19 protein-coding genes and 1 tRNA gene are annotated in these 19,282 nt (G+C 36.1%); 6 read left to right on the plus strand and 14 right to left on the minus strand.

What is annotated here, in order from left to right; genetic code table 11:
- Nucleotides 1-60: 60 nt before the first annotated feature.
- The 14 genes from FN001_RS07005 to FN001_RS07070 form a co-directional block, all read right to left on the minus strand.
- Entirely contained in the window at nt 61-1,257 is a 1,197-nt protein-coding gene (locus tag FN001_RS07005) for a metallophosphoesterase (protein WP_142411312.1), read from the minus strand.
- Nucleotides 1,258-1,272: 15 nt separating this feature from the next.
- Nucleotides 1,273-1,527: a hypothetical protein gene (locus FN001_RS07010; protein ID WP_142411313.1), complete on the minus strand. Its 255-nt coding sequence runs from the start codon at nt 1,525-1,527 to the stop codon at nt 1,273-1,275.
- A gap of 49 nt (nt 1,528-1,576) precedes the next feature.
- Nucleotides 1,577-2,191 carry an ATP-dependent Clp protease proteolytic subunit gene (locus FN001_RS07015; protein WP_142411314.1) on the minus strand — a complete coding sequence of 205 codons (615 nt, stop codon included), beginning with the start codon at nt 2,189-2,191 and terminating at the stop codon, nt 1,577-1,579.
- A 30-nt stretch (nt 2,192-2,221) separates the two neighbouring features.
- Nucleotides 2,222-3,616, minus strand: a complete 1,395-nt coding sequence (locus tag FN001_RS07020; RefSeq protein ID WP_185911861.1) for an MBL fold metallo-hydrolase — start codon at nt 3,614-3,616, stop codon at nt 2,222-2,224.
- A 296-nt stretch (nt 3,617-3,912) separates the two neighbouring features.
- Nucleotides 3,913-3,983 (minus strand) — tRNA-Glu (locus FN001_RS07025).
- Nucleotides 3,984-4,722: 739 nt separating this feature from the next.
- Nucleotides 4,723-5,355: a hypothetical protein gene (locus FN001_RS07030; protein ID WP_142411316.1), complete on the minus strand. Its 633-nt coding sequence runs from the start codon at nt 5,353-5,355 to the stop codon at nt 4,723-4,725.
- Between the two features lie 96 nt (nt 5,356-5,451).
- The gene (locus FN001_RS07035; protein WP_142411317.1) at nt 5,452-6,234 is read right to left on the minus strand and encodes a hypothetical protein; all 783 of its coding nucleotides are present in this window, start codon (nt 6,232-6,234) and stop codon (nt 5,452-5,454) included.
- The gene (locus FN001_RS07040) at nt 6,219-8,987 is read right to left on the minus strand and encodes an RNA dependent RNA polymerase (RefSeq protein WP_142411318.1); all 2,769 of its coding nucleotides are present in this window, start codon (nt 8,985-8,987) and stop codon (nt 6,219-6,221) included. The genes FN001_RS07035 and FN001_RS07040 overlap by 16 nt, the downstream gene beginning before the upstream one ends.
- Nucleotides 8,980-10,089 carry a competence protein CoiA family protein gene (locus FN001_RS07045; protein WP_142411319.1) on the minus strand — a complete coding sequence of 370 codons (1,110 nt, stop codon included), beginning with the start codon at nt 10,087-10,089 and terminating at the stop codon, nt 8,980-8,982. Before FN001_RS07045 ends, FN001_RS07040 begins: the two co-directional genes overlap by 8 nt.
- Before the next feature lie 68 nt (nt 10,090-10,157).
- A complete protein-coding gene (locus FN001_RS07050; protein WP_142411320.1) occupies nt 10,158-10,739 on the minus strand; it encodes a hypothetical protein in 582 nt (193 codons plus the stop codon).
- A 141-nt stretch (nt 10,740-10,880) separates the two neighbouring features.
- Complete coding sequence (locus FN001_RS07055) at nt 10,881-11,705, minus strand: DUF6551 family protein (protein ID WP_243121964.1); 825 nt, start codon at nt 11,703-11,705, stop codon at nt 10,881-10,883.
- 2 nt (nt 11,706-11,707) lie between these two features.
- The gene (locus tag FN001_RS07060) at nt 11,708-12,715 is read right to left on the minus strand and encodes a ParB N-terminal domain-containing protein (protein WP_142411322.1); all 1,008 of its coding nucleotides are present in this window, start codon (nt 12,713-12,715) and stop codon (nt 11,708-11,710) included.
- A gap of 58 nt (nt 12,716-12,773) precedes the next feature.
- Nucleotides 12,774-13,235: a tRNA-specific adenosine deaminase gene (locus FN001_RS07065; RefSeq protein WP_243121965.1), complete on the minus strand. Its 462-nt coding sequence runs from the start codon at nt 13,233-13,235 to the stop codon at nt 12,774-12,776.
- Between the two features lie 440 nt (nt 13,236-13,675).
- The gene (locus FN001_RS07070) at nt 13,676-14,761 is read right to left on the minus strand and encodes a hypothetical protein (RefSeq protein WP_142411323.1); all 1,086 of its coding nucleotides are present in this window, start codon (nt 14,759-14,761) and stop codon (nt 13,676-13,678) included.
- Between the two features lie 2,243 nt (nt 14,762-17,004).
- Here FN001_RS07070 and FN001_RS07075 point away from each other — a divergent pair.
- The 6 genes from FN001_RS07075 (at nt 17,005) to FN001_RS18030 (ending at nt 19,269) form a co-directional block, all read left to right on the plus strand.
- Nucleotides 17,005-17,595 carry a hypothetical protein gene (locus FN001_RS07075; protein WP_142411324.1) on the plus strand — a complete coding sequence of 197 codons (591 nt, stop codon included), beginning with the start codon at nt 17,005-17,007 and terminating at the stop codon, nt 17,593-17,595.
- Nucleotides 17,596-17,654: 59 nt separating this feature from the next.
- Nucleotides 17,655-17,846 (plus strand): hypothetical protein, encoded by a 192-nt coding sequence (locus FN001_RS07080; RefSeq protein WP_243121966.1) that lies wholly within the window; start codon nt 17,655-17,657, stop codon nt 17,844-17,846.
- 132 nt (nt 17,847-17,978) lie between these two features.
- Nucleotides 17,979-18,278, plus strand: coding sequence for a helix-turn-helix domain-containing protein (locus FN001_RS07085; RefSeq protein ID WP_142411325.1), 300 nt, complete (start codon nt 17,979-17,981; stop codon nt 18,276-18,278).
- A 147-nt stretch (nt 18,279-18,425) separates the two neighbouring features.
- Complete coding sequence (locus tag FN001_RS07090; protein ID WP_142411326.1) at nt 18,426-18,914, plus strand: hypothetical protein; 489 nt, start codon at nt 18,426-18,428, stop codon at nt 18,912-18,914.
- Nucleotides 18,915-18,916: 2 nt separating this feature from the next.
- On the plus strand, nt 18,917-19,117 hold the full coding sequence (locus FN001_RS07095; protein WP_142411327.1) for a hypothetical protein: 201 nt from the start codon (nt 18,917-18,919) through the stop codon (nt 19,115-19,117).
- Nucleotides 19,114-19,269 carry a hypothetical protein gene (locus FN001_RS18030; protein ID WP_185911862.1) on the plus strand — a complete coding sequence of 52 codons (156 nt, stop codon included), beginning with the start codon at nt 19,114-19,116 and terminating at the stop codon, nt 19,267-19,269. The genes FN001_RS07095 and FN001_RS18030 overlap by 4 nt, the downstream gene beginning before the upstream one ends.
- Nucleotides 19,270-19,282 lie beyond the last annotated feature (13 nt).

The following is a 19,282-nucleotide window of genomic DNA, read 5'->3' on the forward strand; positions in this document are numbered from 1 at the left end:
TAAAATCAGCACAAAATTCCATATCCATAACTGTTGATTCCGGCATAGAAACACCTCGGTCTAATCGTCCAATTGAATATCGTATAGACAAACCAGACCATTATCATCAATAACTGATACGGTTTGTTCTGGGCGATTTACCTTCCTGATTGAAACGGCAAAATTGTCGCTTCCAGAGCAGCACCCTGATTCGATTACTTTTGTATCAAACACTGTAGTCATGCCGTTTGTATGCCTATGTCCAAGCAATACGATATCCGGCTTGATTTTGAACATCATGGAGAAATTCTGCACAACGTTTTGCGGAGAATCTTTGTGTCCATGCGCCGAAAATACCTTAGTGCCACGAATTACAAAAGTCGCAATTTCAGGATCAAGAACATTCTCGCAAATTGAAATATTTGTATAATTCTGTAATCTAGCTCTTAAATAAAATGGTAATAACACGTCCATGTTTTCACCATCTAATGCATCTTCTTTTTTAGGAGAAATGCGGGAGTGATTTCCAGGCGTAACATAGACATAAACCTGTTTAAAATGAGCTGATAAATCGGAAAGAATGCTTGATAAAAGCTCAGAAATGAACTTGAATTGTTCCATTAGATCCATATTATTTTGAAGACGGAGATTGTTATGGATAATCCCCGAGATGATCTCGCCTATAACAACAAAAGCATTCTCAGAAGCGTGCCTTTGCTGGATTTTAATAATTTCGGAAACATACTTTTCGAGGCGCTTTTTGAGAATATCTTCGTCAAAATCGTTTTTCCAGTTATGAATTTCAATTCCTGTATGAATATCACTAATATGGATTAAGAGATCATTGTCTCCAGGTTTGTAATATTTAAAATTGTTTCCAATATCAGTTTTAATTGGCTCTACATTTTCACAAATAATACGTTTCACCATATCCATATAAGATTCTTTTCTTGCTTCCTGGCGAACTAATCTGTTATAATCAACTCTTGCATCAGAAAGCTTAATACGCTCTTTTTGTAATTCTTGGATTTGCTGGCTGATATCCGTAGAATCGGTAGATGTGCTAAAAATATTTCCTTCGGCAAATTCTTTCGCAATCGCATACTTTTTACGGTATGCACTTTCAGATCTGTATTCGGATACATCTTCTCGGAACTCTTTATTGATAAGTTCTGCAATTTCCGTCCATGTCAAACCAAGAATTCCGTTATCCTTTGCTTGGCCGAGCCGCCAAATATACGCAGACTCCGTTTCAGTTGGTTGTCTTTTTACGTTCAATCATTCACCAACTCTCTACATCTCAATTTCATCAGAATCATATTCGGAATCTGTTCCGAGAAGCTCAAGATCTTCATCTGTCTTAAGTGCAACTGAGAAATCAATTACCTGATTCTTGAACGCTGCAAGAAGGTCGGCTACACGTACAACCTGTTCACAATCGTTTTCATCAGTATAAGCAATTTCTGTGCAATCTTCAGATAATACACCGGCTTTTACTGTTAATTTATCTGTTGTCGTTCTCGTAAAGTTAAGTTTACTCTTACTCATTTTATTTACTCCTTTTATTCCTATAAAAAATAGAAGAGCGGTGCTCTTCCTAAATGATTTCGTCTATATCACAATCAGTGCCGATAATCTTATCTACGCAGCCAAGCTCTTTTGCATCGTCCGCATAAATATAAAATTCTCGATCCTGATGATCATCATAAAATTCTTCAGTAATTTTTGTATATTTTAATACATGCTGTTTTGTACGGTTATCCATATTTTCAAAGAACCGCGCAATGTCCTTAAATTTTCCGCCAGAAGATGCTGCAGATTGTTCCCCATCGTGCATGAGTAAAATTGTGTCCTTGAATGCATAGCGCTCTTTACAAGCGATGTAAATATGGAATGCCATGCTCGCCACAAGTCCGACACCAATTGCAACAATAGGGGTTTTTGATTGCTCAATACAATTTACCATTCCACCAAAACCAATCATGCAATCTCCACCAGGGGAGTTTAAGATGAGAGTGATCTTACGACGTTTTGATGGTTCAATGTTTTTATCTTCTCGATTCCATTTAAGAATGTATAAAATATAATTCTCAATTAAAGAATCATTGACTTCATCATTAAAAACCAACACACGATTTTCAAGGTTTTCTTTAATAATTTCTGTATATAAGTCGTCGTTTCCGTTACCAAGTGGTAGTAATAGTTCTGCCATAGGCACACGACCTCCAATTTCATAATATTTTTATAAAGTGAATTTTAAACTTGAGTTAGCAATTACAACACGAGTCGATTTGCACTGCCTTTCAAATTCCTTTTCCAATGTCTTTTTTAACATCTCTTTTGCAGAAGAAGATCCGTGATGGAGAATAAGCTTCTGACAATTAATAGAAGTATAATCATCCACTAATTGATTAAACGGTGCGTGTCCAGACATTGATTTGAGAGAATAAGATGCACATTTGCAAGCATATTCTTTTTGATCAATAGTCACAGATTTCCGCTTAGAATCCTTCAGCAAAGACGCCAAACTGCCCTCTGTACTAAATCCTACAAATAGGATAGTGGCATTGGGATTAGAAATGTTTGCTTTTAAGTGATGCCGCACCCTTCCGACTTGGCACATTCCGGCTGTAGAAATTATGCAGCATGGTTCAGAGCTACTTACAAGAGCTTTACTATCCTCAGTTTCTTTTACAAAAGTAAACATCGGATCACTCATAATCCTCTTGAGATCTTCTTTTTCGTCACCATCCAGACATTCCGCATAATCTTCGAAAATTTTAATAGCAAGCGGAGAGTCGATATAAACCTTTGGTTTCCACTCGGAGTCTTTATACAGATCGTAAATCATGTACGCAAGTGCTTGGCAGCGCGATTGTGCAAAACTTGGAATAATAACTCGCCCATTCATATCACGCACCTGAGTGTCAATAATGGATTTTAATTTATCCAGATCGTTTTTTCGCTCTTTTGTCCCCGTTTTAAGATCAGGACGATCCCCATATGTAGATTCGCCAATGACACAATCAGCGTATTCGACCTGTTGATATTTCCCAACAAATTTGTTATCTACAATTTTATTTCCAATGTCACCAGTAACCAAAATTGTCTTAGTAACCTCATCTACAGTAAAATACAATTTTACTTGACAACTGCCAAGAAGATGACCGTTCGGAATTAATTCAAAAGCCAATTCTTCGTCTACAGTAATTTTTGTATTTACCGGTTCCTCAATGGTATATTCCAGCATTTTATTAACGTCGGAAACATCATATAGAGGCTTGTAATTCTTATTGTTTTGGGAATTAATTAAAAGAACGTCACGCTCGGTAATATAGGCCGCATCCATAGACATATCTTTCAAAACCTGTCTGGACCCCATAGAAATAATTGTGGCAGCTTTACAACCGTCACGATATAGGCGTGGAACCAATAAAACATGGTCACCGTGTACATGTGTCACAAACACAAAGTCTATGTCCCTCGGTTTAAATTCTTTGAATTTTCGATTATTTACCAGAAAATCTTCAAAACGATCATTTGTCTGATGTAGTCCACAATCCACCAAAATCTTATGATTTGGCGACTCAATATAAATAAGACTTCCGGTTACGTCCTCCGAAGATGGTGAATCCACAAAGGATACCGTAATATTATTTTTCTTTTTCTTAGCGATGACTATGTACCGCCTTTCTTTCAGTTCAAATTTCGCTATTTCGCGATCATTTCCAGATATTTTTTATGAAGTTCCATGTTTCTTGAACTCTCTGTTAAATAATAAGTTTTTCTTTTGTGGCAGCTTTCTGTATGGCTTACACCATACTCGCCGTACTTTACGCCGTTCTTTACCAGAAATTCAACTTCATTTTTGTTAATCTTAATTATAATAATTCACATCTCTTTCTTTGTAATTTCCCCATAATGGGAGAGTAGTGATCTCGGCGGGGTTTGAACCCACGTTACTACCGTGAAAGGGTAGTGTCTTACCACTCGACTACGAGACCAATATAAAAGAGGTCATTTCTGACCTCTAAATTACGCCCCTGTGCCACGTAGGTTATTAGGGTACTATCCAATAAATTAATAATAAAATTGCTACGCCCAGGAGTTGCGCCTGGTTAATCAGGTTTATGAGACCCAACGAGATATCTGACCTCCCGCCAGCTTTATTTTCTCTTGACCAGAAAATGGCGGCATACCACCGATCAGTAGTACACCGCCATCAAGAGAGAGGGAAGAAATTATGAAAAATGAAACCTATAACAAAATACATAGGTACAGAAGTGCGGTTACCCGCAAGGCGGGATAGGAGATTCGAACTCCAAATCACCCCATTGTGATTACCATGCATCCCGCATGATTGCAACTATCACAGCCAAGTGCAAATCTTTCCGTCAATTACGCAACACGTATATAAACTTTATCCTGGATTTTATCGACCTTTATTACTTAAATCCTGATCTTTAGAAGAAAAGAGTTTTAATAATTGAACATTGAAAATTGATTTCTGAACGCTGAACTTTCATAAATGTTTTCGCCACCTAAGTGTTCATCTGCGAAAGAAAATAAATTTGTATATTCTTATATAATATCTAAAATCATTTTCAGAATGATTTTAACATAAGAATTTGTTCTTTTATTTAATAGGCTGCTGGCAATTACCCGTGCCAGCAAAGCGGGGCGTAAGTATAAGATTTTCGTGATAGTTGCAAATATATTCCGTTCTGGTTATTGTTTAATTATTTAGAAGTCAAGCTCAATGAATGTTGTGGCATTACATAAGCTGAGTTTCCCGTCTACCTGAGATTCAAATGTGTCGATATCAGTTTCAAGTTTAGTCATGAGGTCAAGAAGATTAAGCGGATCCACAAGTTCCCACTCATTCTTTGCTCTATATGGAGCTTCTACAGCCGCCTGTTCGTCCTTATCTAATTTTTTAGTGGTATCGCGGCCAACAAGAGTCTGGATCAGTTCATCCACCTTTGCATCTACTTTTGCATTCTCTTTATTTACTGTCGTAGTAACAGATCCATACTGAGCTTTCATGGTAAGTAAAAGTTCCTTCTCATACTGGATAGAAATCTTTCGCTCAATAGCCTCGGCAACTGTCATTTTCTGATCACCAATCTCTAAGTATGTAATGGCGTTAGATTTCACAATAGCCGCCTTTAGTGCATTTCTATTTCTGATAAGATCCATGACAGACTGATGTGTTGCTTTTGCATCGGCAATAAATTTCTCGACATTTACAACACCAACTTTTTCAGCAGCCTTTTTCTTTGCGCCAATGAGTTTAAGATTGTTGATTGCCTTTTCGATTTTAGAATCATATAACTTTAACTCATTAAGACCTTCTGTAACTGTGATTTTTCTCATATCCTGTTTCTCCTTACAATTCAAGCACCAAAAATAGGCGCAGCATATGTATATTCATAAAAAGAAAAACAGGCATAGTGCCAGAAAACCCTTATTTTATGCTGGTTCTAAGGGTGTTTCTGAATCAAGATTTTTCATTTTATCGCGTTCTCTTTGCTTTTCGAGGTTCATTTTTTTCGAGCATTCAAGGCAATAAATTTGATTATTGGTCTTTCTTTTGACAAGTCTACCACACTCAGAGCATTTAAAGAATTTGTTTTTTCCAATATAGCTTTCATATTCATATCCTAACTCTCGAAAGTCGGTTATTTTTAAAACGACCTCCCCATCTTTATCAATAAAATCAACTCTCATATTGAGGTTGTCGTTTTTATTAGAAAAAGATATTAGTTTTGTTTTTTCAAGGTCGTTTAGATATAAAAATTTGTCATTTTTATACTTTACTATTACTCTGGCTACTCTATACAATTCTGGGATGTCAGTATTCACCCATCCATTGTTGGTTTTTGAAATGGTGTTATATAACTTCGCATAGCAAAGCATTGTAAATAACAGCTTTTGATATTTTAATCCCTTAATAGAGGAGATTTGATTTAGTTCTTCCTGAGTAATTCCAATATATTCAATTTCTTGCAATAAATATTTTTTTCCTTTTCTGGAAACATCCTCAATTAAATCTTCCCATAGGGCAGGATTATAATCTTTATAATTTTTCTCCATAAACTCATTGAGTTTTTCTGCAGTTTTCTTTTCGCTCAACTTTACTTCTTGGCGATAATATTTGGATAAGAGAAAAAGGGTAGAAGTTGGTTTCTTACCAACTTCCCCTTTCTCAATTATTTTCTCGACATATTCCTTCTCATTCAATATAACTGGCATTCGTTATCCTCCATATCAACATCCACTTTTATATTTGCTTGTTTCATAGAAAAGCTCATTCCGGCAAATTCGATATCGCCATTTTCATCAATTTCAGGATATGAAATTTTATAATTGTTGCGGCGAAGAAGATTTTTTACAAATGTTTCTCCGCACATATCCCATGCAAACTGCTTGCTACTTTTAGATTTCGAATAACATAAATCGAGGACAATGTTGCAAAGCATATCTTCATTTGGACAATCGCGCAAACATTTTTCTTTGAACTCCTCTTTTAGGAGATATTTCTGAATCTGACGATCTTCGGATTTGAGTCGTTCGGCTTTCGCATACTGAACATAATTTTGAAGATTCTTTTTGTATGATTCGTATATTTTTTTAATTTTATTATATACTTTATCAGAATAAGCAATATCACTTTTTAAGATGGAATAATCAAAATCCACACCATCAGAAATAGTCACATGATCAAATAATTCCTCAATTCTCCAACAGATTTTATTGATCGTACATGGACCCATTCCTAGGGGAATACGATCATAATAACAAGAAATAAAGCGTTCTTCTTCTCTAGTCTTATTCTCTTTTTTCATAAGTTGATCCAACGTTAATCTGAATCGCATTAAGCATTTCTCGTTGTTTTTTTTACGGTAATTATTTAATTCTGCACGCTCTGAAGGGTAAATGTACTGCATAAAATAAGGCTTCTTATCGGCAATAATTCGACGGTTCATCCAAAATGTCTTACGTTGGTTATTGTCGCCAGCTTTCGACAATTTATTTGCAATCCAATTGTACCAAGTATCAGGCATTGGTTTTGCTTCGATGCCTTTGGTCTTATCGATCGCATTCTGCTGATAAAGCTGTCCACACTTAATTCTATAGTCAAGCAATTTATATTCGCGGCTATCCTTGGGGAAATTTGCCTGGACCTCAAACATAGATGTGATTTTATTTGTGACGCCTCCGACGGCATTTCCAAAACTATTGATATTCGATTTCATAATATCATCATCGGTCGGAACACATTTCGGGGCCTTTCGCTGTACACATACAATTGCCGGAAACTGCTGCGTCTTTCTAACAAGCAAATCAAATGAAGTATTGATAACACAATCCCCGTCTTTGTCGAAGCCGTTCATGGCGTCCGCGCAGGTGTCCCAGCTATTAAAAATAGTCGGCGTGGTCATATATCGATAAAACTCATCCATAGTCTCATTATGCACGACCTGTAGCTTTCGAATGTTATTATGAGATGTCATTGGCGCTCGAAAGCTCACAATTGTCTCTATACCTTTATCAATCCAATATTTAGAATATACTTGCCCGGCTTTTAAAAGTCCTGTAACCTCCATCCCAAACATTGATTGGCAAAGAGAATAAGGATCACCTGATACAAGAGAGTAGTTGGCCGGTACTTTAAGTACCCCCACTTTGGCATCATCAATACGCTTACGAATCATAGAACGAATCTGGTTTCTAATAAATGGGTCATTAGCCATGCCTGGTTCTATCATAAGTGCCGTAGCAAAAGAGTTGTCCAAGTGTTGTACACTATTCGCATTTAGTCCAACACCTTTTGCATACAAGACGGTTTTACGGTAATCATCTGCTAAAATGTCTTTAATCTCATTAACCGTCGGCGCAATCAGCTCATCAATTTCCTCATCAGTAAAATCGTAGCTCTGTAGGAACTGATAATTCATAGTTCTAACATTCTCAAGCTCCTCTTCCGATGATTTTGTGATTGCAAACGTATAGTGATTTTTTTCGCAGTTTTTCAAATAATTCTCGATAGAAGAATAGGATTCCCAAAGTTTAAGCATAGATTCTGTAAGAATTAACTCAACCTCGTTGATGTTATAAGTATTTCCCCATACATCAGTAATTTCTGTAAATCCATGGTTGGCAGCAAATTTCTGGAAATCCACTGGAAAAACAGCGCCTTTACAAAATGAATTCCTGATCACACAGCCAGGAAGTAAGAAATCTTCATGAATTTCTTCTCCCCAACGCTGCATTAACTGTGGCATCGCCAATCCATATCCATCACTGTCAATCAGTTCAACATCTTTATCTTTTATGTGTTTCATGCTTGGTTGATCAAGGTCTGTATCATCCAACTCAATCACATCAGATTTAAAATGAGTAATACAATCATGAACAACTACAATACCATTCGGCATAGAGACAGGAGTGGATGAACTGCACACCAGCGCTATATATGCTTCAAGTTTTGCAGGTGCGAATTTCATATTTGTATTCCGACCATTATCAATTCTGGTCCGAAGATCAGGAAGTAGCTTTTCGTTTACAAAAACCAAAGTATTGTTCTTAACGCCGCCGGTCGTACCAAGCAACCATCTATACTTAATACCATTGATTGTAAAACCGTTCTTATAGATATATTCGAAATCTTTCACCTTATCAATTACGACGCATACATAGTCTTTCTTAAATTGATAGCTGTCCAGCTCTGTATATAATTTCTTGATTTTCGGTCTGGAAATAGAAAGATTTTCTTCCTTTTTTAATTTTTTAATTTGCGAGCGAATATCAGAAATATGTAACTCAGGATTTGTAATTCCGTTTAGTTCATCAATCCAGCGCATAATCTGGCTTTCGCTTAAAGCGATCAGCTCCTGATTTTCTCTGGCATCTGAAATAGAAAGCTGCAGATTCCACTTTTTCCTTCTTAAACGAGAGGTGCGAATTTTATATACATATCTTTGTGATGTTAAATGCTTACTCATGTGTAACCTCCAAAAATCTTAAATCTCGATGATGGTACTGTAATAACGTATTGATGTTTTTCTTCATAATTGGTCTCAATAAATTTTTGAGATATTCAGGATTTCTGCAATTTTGATATTCTTCGAAGCTCATGTTATACAATTTGATTTTTTCCAAATGGTCCTCGAAATGAATGCTTGCAAAATATGTTACTTCCCTATCCTCTAAGATTCTCGGAATGGCTACAATGTATTTGAATACCTTATATTTACTATGAGTAGTTTCTACATGAAAGTTCCAATTTTCATTGCTGAAATTTGCCAAATTACTTTGTAATACAGAAAATATTCTATTTAATTGCCTATTTAAAAATTCATTACTCTCTCGAAGGTCATAAGTTTTAGAAACCATTTTTCTGCGTTTTCTCTTCTCGAAAATCACATCTGGATTCCCTAAATAAACATTGTATATATGCCCGTTCGAGAAATAATAATCTTTTAAGTTTGAACCCCTAAAATAACAATGGTTATGATAATAATGGCTGATTTTTAAGGTTTTCCCAACGAATAGATAATTGTAGTCAATGGGTATAAAATTCTTTTCTTTTGAATCGTAAAAACCAACAGCTGCTGTCTCCAAATACTTTTCTCGCATGTTTTTTTGAAAGTATTTTTCGGTGCCACAAATCCAAATATCATGAATTCCTGCCGTCTGATACAATTCATGTCGTTCTACATATTCTGTCGCAATAGGAGAACACTGGTACTCAATGACCCATAGCTCATTCCTATATGTAAACATGATATCAGGACGCTGTTTTGTTTCTGGGATCCAGCCTTCGAGAACCACATCGCGGACGCCTTTTTGTTTTTTGATCCACTCATATAAATCAATTTTTCCTTGCATATGCTCGTTAGTTTCTGGCTCCGAATAGCTCTCACATTCGGTTTTGTCCGCATGTCTGAAGTACGGATCTACAATTCGCCCATGACAATATTCATACGGTTTTCCACATGCTGGACATAATAAAATTTTCTTTTTGGACCACTGTTTTAACTGTTCTCTGGTGTGTGTTCCATCATAACAGTTGATGATTTCGTTTCGAATCTTACAAGTTAAAATAGCAGCTACCTCCTTTGTTTCATTTTCTACATACTAATTCTCCATTTTTCAGAGAAATTTTCTTAACCCTATCGCTCTAACCATACTTTCCAGTAGCCGCACCCGCCGTCAGGAACATATTTTGTTCTCAGATCCTGAAGGTGGAAGCGCAGTAGTTCCTCAATCTGGAAGATAAAATAAAGATAGTCAACCTGACCTTCACGAATATTTTTCAACACATCATTGATATAAGAGCAGTAGTCCTGCCAGTTAGTAGCTCCGCAATATTTTCCCAATGACTCCTCGTTCCACTGACCGCTTTCCTTGGAATATTTGCCGCCCATTCGTTTTTCTTTAGTTGGTTTGATCAAAAATTTGCGGATTTCAAATTCTCGCTGCCACTTTTCATCAGTGAGACTGAATTCCGGTCGGCCATTTGTGTTAGATACTAATTTCATTGCGCGAAGTTCTTCCAGTGTGTAAGATTGCATTTTTTTCTTCTCCTCATTTTTAATTTTTTTGTTTTTCAGTTCTTCCGGTAGTTTGTCGGCTACCATCTGTGTATTTATTCTCTTTTTGTTCGGAGAAAAAGTTGAAAAATCTTCCACTGTGAGATCTCCGCTATAATTGCTATGGTTCTTTACTGCACTTACCTGTGATGTTCCTGTCATATAGATGTCTCCTTGTGATCTTAAAAATGTTCATAGTAATCGCTCCGTTTCTATTTGGTTCGATTGTTTAGTTGCTGGAATTTGTCCGAATCGGATAGAAGAGGGCGGCGAGAATACCGCCCTGAAATAGTTAATACGTGATCAAGAAATTAGTGAATCAAATGCAGCAAATAATAATGCATTCTTTTTTGAACAGCATTCGTTGTATCGCATAAGAATGCCGAAGGCCATTTTAATACCGACATTTTTTGTTCGATTATATGTATCAGCCTTTTCCTTAATCTTAATAAAGTTTGCTTGAGAAATTTCTTTCGTGGCTCTATCAATAAATACCTTCTGAAATTCCTTTTCAATAATAGATGTTTTGTATACGGTATAAAATTTTGAAAAACCTTTTAAAAAATTCGCCTGTAATGAGTATTTATTTCCTGAGCAAACGCTGGATAATAAACAAAGCATATCTACAAAATCAATATCACCTAATTCGTCATACACTTCTTCAAGAGTAGCAGGACAACCAAACGTATTTACTCTTGCACCACCGGAATAAACAATAGAAAAACCAGCTTTTCTGGCGCATTCAATCACATACTTCCATTTGGGATCAAAGTGAGAGCGCGCCTCGTAATCTTCATTGGTTCCATACGAACGCTTTCCATTGTTCAGCTGTGAAAACAACTGATATTCATCCTGTTCTGTCAAGTCTCTATAAATGTGGCATACAAGAGTACCTTCTGAATCAATCATCATTTTTGCAAGTTTTCTTTTCTGACCTTCTACAATTCCATACTGACCATCGCGATAACTTACGTGAATTGGATCGCATAATTTATCTTCCCAGGTGGAGGCCAGCGCTCGAATATCACTTTCCTTTGGAGGTTTCTGGCATTTTAATTTTGCATGTAAAATTTTACACGGTACAACCTCTGTACTATTCGGAACAAATAATCCATTTTTCTTTTTCATAATTAATTTTCTCCTTTGATACTTTTTTTGATTTTTTCTTCTAACTCCATGATTGCTGTAATTACACTGTCGAATTTTTCAATAGCATAATCTAAATCATTTTTTTCCATTTTCTTATACACTTCATGCAAATCGAAAATACGGTAATCGCACGATTCAACATTCTCCAATAAGGTTTTCGACATGATATCAAATTCTTGTTTTGGAATAATAGAATCTAACACATTGACAGGTGTTTTTGCAGAGATAAGGGCATTTACCAACTGTTCCTCAGTGAATCCATCGTCAATGACTTCCTTATTTTTTCGGTTTGGAAGATGTCCCTGTTGGATTCCGCCATATAGCTGTGCGGCTTCTTTATAAGTCTTTGGTACGGAAGGGTTTTCATTAGATATATTCTCTTTTTCCTTTTCTTTTTTTCGTACTTCTTCATATGCTCTATTTACAGTAACTTCGCCAGAATTTACCTTTTCTTTTAAATTTTCATCGTCGGAATTCATTACACGATTATATCTGGCAACAGTTCCAACAGCGACCCCCGCCATTTTTGCAATTTGTTCACGAGTGTTTGTGGAACGATTGCGGGGTGCGTCCAAATGGACGCAGGCCGTTTTGCCATTAGTGATATCTGCACCAATCTTTCCGCCAGTTGACATTTTCTCCTTGTTTTCCAGTGCAATTTCTTTTTGCATCATAGAATAAGCAGAAAGTTTTTCTCCAATAGAAAGATTCCTTCTCGCTTCCTGATGGGAAATCATCCACTGCATAACATCTGATCTGGAACAATCCTCTCCTAAGAAGTCCTCCACATTTTCAACATTAAAGTCAATGTTATACTTCTTCATGATGGGATAGCGGTTATGTCCATCTACGATGATGTCGCCTTTCCAGACATAAAGCGGGGTCCCGTCGTATTTTGCTTTGAGTTTTTCTTCAAGCTCATCAAGCTGTTCTTTTTCGAGCGGCTTAAAGAGTGCCGCTAATTTTTGATCAATTTTCAGTTCTTTCATTGGTTGTTGTCTCCTTTGGAAATGTAAATATTTTGTTTCTATAATTATTCTCCAATTTTCACGCCACTTCTTCAAAAGCGTAGCCATCATTGGTCGTATAGTATATTTCTCTTATTCCAATGTCCTTGATCGCAGCAATGCACGACGGACATGGCCGCCCCATTCCGCACGGCTGGTCCTCCCTGATTCTAAAGATGTAGAGTTTCACTTTGGAAAAATTGATGTCGAGATTCTTGATCTGATTAAGACATGCGATTTCGGCGTGAAGTTTTGGGAGAAGTGAATCCGACTGGATTCGATAGCGATTGTAGTAACGCTGGCGGGGGTGCGTTTTTTGCCGATTGAATCCGGCAGCAATCACCTGACCGTGACAAACCGCCACGCACCCAATGTGCGGACGCGGGAAGTCGGAGATGAGTGCTGCCTGACGTGCTTTGTCGAAATATTTGTAATCTGATGCGTAAAACAATTGTGATGCTCCTTTTATATAGAAAATAATGCCATGTAAAACTGATGGCATAATATTTATTCTCCATTTTTAAAAAAAACATTTTAAAATTTGTCCGTATGAGGGAATAAGGAACTCACAAAAAAAGAAAATGATAAATGTAGTAATTGTCAGACAATTATCAAATATACAAAGAATGTAATACACAATATTAAATTGACAGAATATTCAGAAAATATAAATATACCTAAAACCTCGGAAAAACAGTGCTTAGACGCATATAAAAAAGTTGTCCGTTTAAAAGGTCAATATAGTAATAATTATATTACCCCTTTTAAACGGACAACTTTTTTATTTAATAGTTTTTAACTTTAATCAGCTTTTGAAACGACCACTTCCGGTGGTCGGTTTCAATTGCTGATTAAAACTTTTCTCGGAAATAGGATTTCATGCGCGTCCTTTGCGCATGGAAGACTAATTACGAGAAAAGTGGCTGTCTGCAAGACAATGATTTATTTGTCAAATATAAATAATTCATCAAGATCGGTGTTACTTTCAATAAATTCTTCTTTTGAAAATTTCATATCTTTATGACCTATTTTAATTAGTTCATTTGTAAGAACGCTTTGAGCATTAAGATATGTATCTGGCGGACACCAAATATTATCATTAATATCTTGAGGTATTTCTCCCCAATATTTATTCATCAATTCATTTTCATGCTTTTGAGATTCTAATTTGTTTTTTTCAAAAATATTTTTCGCATTAACTTCTAAACAATCTACAACTTTTTCATTTAAAAGTTCTCTTTGTAATTTGATCTTTGCTTCAGGAAGAACTTCCCTGATTCCATCTGGTAAATAAATTATTTTTAGTTGTTTAAAATAGCGGGACCAGTCGTAATTGATCTTTAACATTTCACTTACCTTAGAATAGAATTCTACTTGCTGGAATTTTGAAAAAACCTGAATGATATTTTCGTATCCCATCAAATCATAAAGCACATAGCGCTCCATTTGAAGAATTTTTTTCTTTTTCTCATCATCGGCCTCAATACTATTACCATTTGAATCTATAATAATTGTTTGTACTTCATAGGTGATTAACTTTCTATTCCTCAGATTGTTTAAGGCAGAAAATAAAATTTTTTCTAATTTTTTATTACATCTTTGATAAAAGTGTTTTACTTCCCAAGAAGTTACATCTGAACTTAAATTTTTTAAATCAGATTCTGGAGTGTTACCATATTTATAATTAACAATTCCAAGCATTTTCCACCAATCTTTTTTTGAGAGTGTACATTTATATCCCTCTTGCTGCGAAAGAAATTGCAATAGAATCACCTCGATACATTGAACATAAATGGAATTATTTCCCAACTTACGCTTATCTTCTTTAGTTAATGGCGTGTCATAGATGTCCGAAATAATAAATTTCTGGCCGGATTTTTCCCAATCGAAATAACATTTAAAATCCTCAAGCTGGTATTTTTTTGAATTACCGGTTTTTGCTTCTTGATTTAATAGATTACATAATTCTTTATAATTTTTTACAATCATTCCAATATTAAGTTTATTTGTCCTGATGGGCATGTTCATAAAAATTTCTCCTTTTTTTGAACTTATATTATTATTTGGTTTTATTGTTGCAATAATATATTCTCTTTTTTATTATAGATTTAATGATCTAAATTCTCCAGTTGATTTCAAAAATTTTTTCCTATTCCTGATCACCATGTCTGTTATGCGATCATCTTATCCTGGCAGCGTTTAATCATACCCCCACCTATACGGTTTCTTTAGCAGCTAATCTGCTTGTAGGAGATTGTGCTTGTATGATGAATGTGTTTTTCCGGAATCGTTAAAACGGATTGTGTGATAAATGAAATAGAATACATATAACAGAAATACTATTATGAGCTTCTGTGAGCGTCTGTACGGGATTTTCTACTTGTTTATAATAAAGTGTTCAATGAAACTATTAAAACGTCATAGAACGGCTTTTACGAGTTCATGCTATATTGTTTTATGAATCATGGTTCTATAATGAGTATAACACAGATGCAGGAATACTGTTTTAAGCTCCTGTGAGACGCTGTGCAAGAGTTTTACATATTTACTGATAAAGTGTTGGTTGATGAAAAGAAAATGCCGTAGAATCGATTGTAGAGCGTCGTGTTATTTTTGATTATGTGGTATGCGTTCTATGAATGATAGAATAATAAATGCTATGATATTGTTTTGAAAGCCTACAAGACGTTGCAGAGCGTTTTCTGCAATGGTGTGGTAACTTGTTCAATAAAGATATGTAAATCGATTAGAATGGCGTATAGAAGGTCAATGATTTTTTGACAAAGAAAAAGACACCTGTTTTGGCAGATGTCTTAAGTGATCTATAAAAAATATGATTAAAATTCAATATCGAAAATTTGCCGGAATTTGTGAGGTTTACGGCTGGTTAGGGCGGTAAAATTGAAATTTTGGGTGTTAAAAAGTGGGAGAGTGATGTCGATTTTTAGTAAGAAAATATGGGTATTTCTCGATATTTAACTCGATAATGGGTTGAAAGTGGGAAAGGTTGGTTTAAATACGGAAATTGTGGGGTTTGAAGGTGATTGGTGAGGGTGTGGTGAATAGAGCGAAGGGTGGAAAGGGTGGTTGTTGGGTTGATTGTTGAATTATTAGGTATACTTATATATATATTAGAATTGATGATAAATGAGAGGGCGATTTTTGGAGCAAGTGTGTGGTGAGATCAGCTTATGGTCTTCCGGCAAACTCGAACACACGTTCTAGTTTTTAGTACCCCCATCGCTTTAACGCGGTGACGCGGTGCTGTGAAACCACCGTAAACGTACATTTAACAGTCACTTGCATGGCAATTAAAACTATATGATATAGTATTGAAAACTATATAAATAGTTTCAAAAACTATGTGTAATAGTATTTAATATTAGGTTGGTTTTTGAGCTGGAATGGCAGGAATGAAATAATAGGAATAGTTATTGATATTTGATATGGTTTAATTATTAGTAGAACTTATTATTATTTATAAGAAAATAACTTTTAAAAATATCGAAAAAAATGATTGACTTATGTCAAGAACTATGATATTCTATCAGTGTCAAGAAAATAAATCTTGAGTTTGAGCATAACAGCTATAAAAACACTCAAAAAAGTTTTAAAAAGTTCTTGACAAAAGTCAAGTAGCATGATATACTTGAAACAAGTCAAGGACATACAACTTGACAAAAGGGTTCAGGTACTGCAATACCCAAACCCTTACATAGTGGATAGCAAAGATATGCTAGCACCTAGCAATCTTTATTCTAGCATATTTCTTGCAAAAAATCCACAAAAATTTTACCAGTGTAACACCTTTCACTAGGAAGTAGTGTATTGCACACTATGCACACACTGTCTAGCAGATTGATAATTGAAAAACCCCGTCGTGATTGAACGATTGAAAAGTTATTTTTCTATAATGCCCATGTGGGGCGGATGAATAACAATTCTTTTTAGTAGTCACGCTGTAGCGTGGGAGAAAACGCTATACGGTAACTGTGCCGTACCCATAATAAATGAGAGAAGGGTATATATTTTAGTAGAGATGCAAGGTATATACTGGGTTTTAAGCAGTTGGTTTAGAGATGAACAGTTTACAGAATAACTATCTTTGCCTTACCTAGAAAATAGGCATTATAAATACATAAATTATACATAGTTAGAAGGGTAGACAATCAGTTATACGCTACCAGTCTACCCTTTTATAGTGTGTATAACACTAACTTATTACTATAAATATTCGCACCTATGCAACAAATAGGAGAAAGAGGTATACTATGGCAAGAAATCAGATTAACTTTACAAAAATGAGCAAAGAAGCAACTTTACAGCTTAACACTTTTAAAGATTCCGCGCTTAAAATTGCAAAAGAAGATTTACGGTTTAAATCTGTTATCAAACCGCTTAATGCTAAACTTGAAAACATCCTGAAAAACCGTCAGATTGAACTCGATAATGGTATGTCTGTAGAAGATGCATCAGCAAAATTCCCACGAATTGAAGTAGATAACGAAATTAGAAAGGAAGAGCTTAAACACGCTGATATTCTTGAACCGCACAAAAAAAATATGAAGGATAGCTATAAGTTTGTACCTGAAAATATTTTCAATGCGTATACTTTAAAAATCAATGATGGCAAGCGCGGCGAATTTTTAACATGTGTTTCTGAGTTCCTTTCTAACTTAGGTATTGAAGGATGCACACAAGGACAGATTAGCAAGTTTGCTGAGTCAATGAGTGATAAACTTGGTGCAAAGTATGCAACTTCCAAAAAGATTGTTGAAGATGGTACGCTTGTTACAGCTATGAAAAAGAATCAGTTTAATAAACTGTTTATGGCTGTATTCTGTGACATGTATCTGAAATAAGTAACTTGAAAATCTATGATAAATCCGCTATACTATGAATATAGAAAGGCGGTGGAAGGATGGAAGAAATGAATAACTCTGAAACTATTAAAATCTGCGTGGAAGAATTTTCACGTATTCAGCAGTGGATGTTAATGACTGGGAAAGATACTGATGTATACAAAGCCATGAAAACCAGATACCGTGATTTAAAAGTTATTCTTGCGGCTATGGGTGTCAATATCACTACCTTGGATGTAATAAACGAATAGTATGCAGTTAGAAGAGCAGACAATGCAAAAGCTCTGCTCTTTTATAGTGCATATTATAACTTGCACTTGAAACACTTGAAAAAGGTCAAATAATATGCTATCCTTGAAGAAATTAAAGAGAGGTGAAACCGCATGATAGTATATTATAAGCTTGACGCGCTTTTAAAAGAGCGAAAAATAACAAAAACGCAATTAAAAGATAATACTGGACTTAGCACAAATGTTATTTCTAAAGTGTCCAGAAATGAAGGATTTAAAACAGAAACTATCAATCGTATTTGTGAATATCTTCGGGTCCAGCCTGGAGAAATTATGGAATGGATACCGGATGCAGAGTATTCAAAACAAAACGAAAAAAGGATAGAGGCAGAGCGTGCCGGCATCAAAGCACAAATTGCCGCACTTCAAAAAAAATTAGATGAAACTAAATAGCCAACCACACCACAAGCACCCAGCCCACAAGCCAGGGTGCTATTTTTATACCCAAAATTCAAGATCTCCGCACAAAACGGAGAATATTATTAAAGGGAACCGTGCAAATTCTCCCATAAGGCAAAGGCACGGAGAAATGGAGATTTTATGAGAAAGAACAGTTTGAAAACAACATTTGCAAATCAGGAAAAATTTGGGCTTATGGAAACATGCAGTCTGACACGGTTTAAACTCCTTGCGTCTATCTATCGGCGCAAGGTAACCGAACTTGGTAATAAGTTCGATGACAGTTTCCCACAGTGGCAGCTCTTACGGAGTGGCTATGGAAGCAAAACTGTTTACGCTCTGGTGGACTACGACGGAAACGTCGTGGATCCATCTGAGGTTGCTTCCGTCCTCTCTAAAATCTATGCGGAGATCAGAGAAGGTAAATTCCACTACAACGAGTGGGACAGCACCGAACCCTATGATAGAGACAGGTGCGGCTCCATCCATTGCGAAACGGAAAACTACTCTGTCTATGTGTACGAAAGTACCGATAGGCAGAGCTATGAGCACGACCGCGCAGAACTCAAGCGTTCGACATGCGAGAAGCTGTCGAAGATGCTTGAGGTCATGAGAGGGGAGGTGGCCTAATCATGGCAAAGAAAATTACAGGTTATATCATTCTAACTGCAGTCATTTCTATGGCTGCTTTTTTATTGGGCAGAAATTGCCCAAGCGAGGACAAATTCCTCAACATGGAGACCGTCACGGACTATGCCGCAACAGAAACCGGGCTGATGCTCTATACGCAGGACGGTTCCGGTTATTACTGGGAAAGGGGTGAAGAGAAATGAGTAAGAGCGAATACATTTGGCGCAGACAGGTATACTGTGCCGCAAAGGAACTCGGCTACAGTGAGCATGTGATTGATATGCTCAAGGCAGCCAAAAATGAGGCGGAGCTGACACGGATTATGACGTCGGCTCGCAAGGGAATCATTTGCTAAAGGAGGAAAACAC

Origin of the sequence: Clostridium sp. Marseille-P7770 (assembly GCF_902143525.1) — a bacterium.
Taxonomy (GTDB): Bacteria; Bacillota; Clostridia; order Lachnospirales; family Lachnospiraceae; genus Pilosibacter.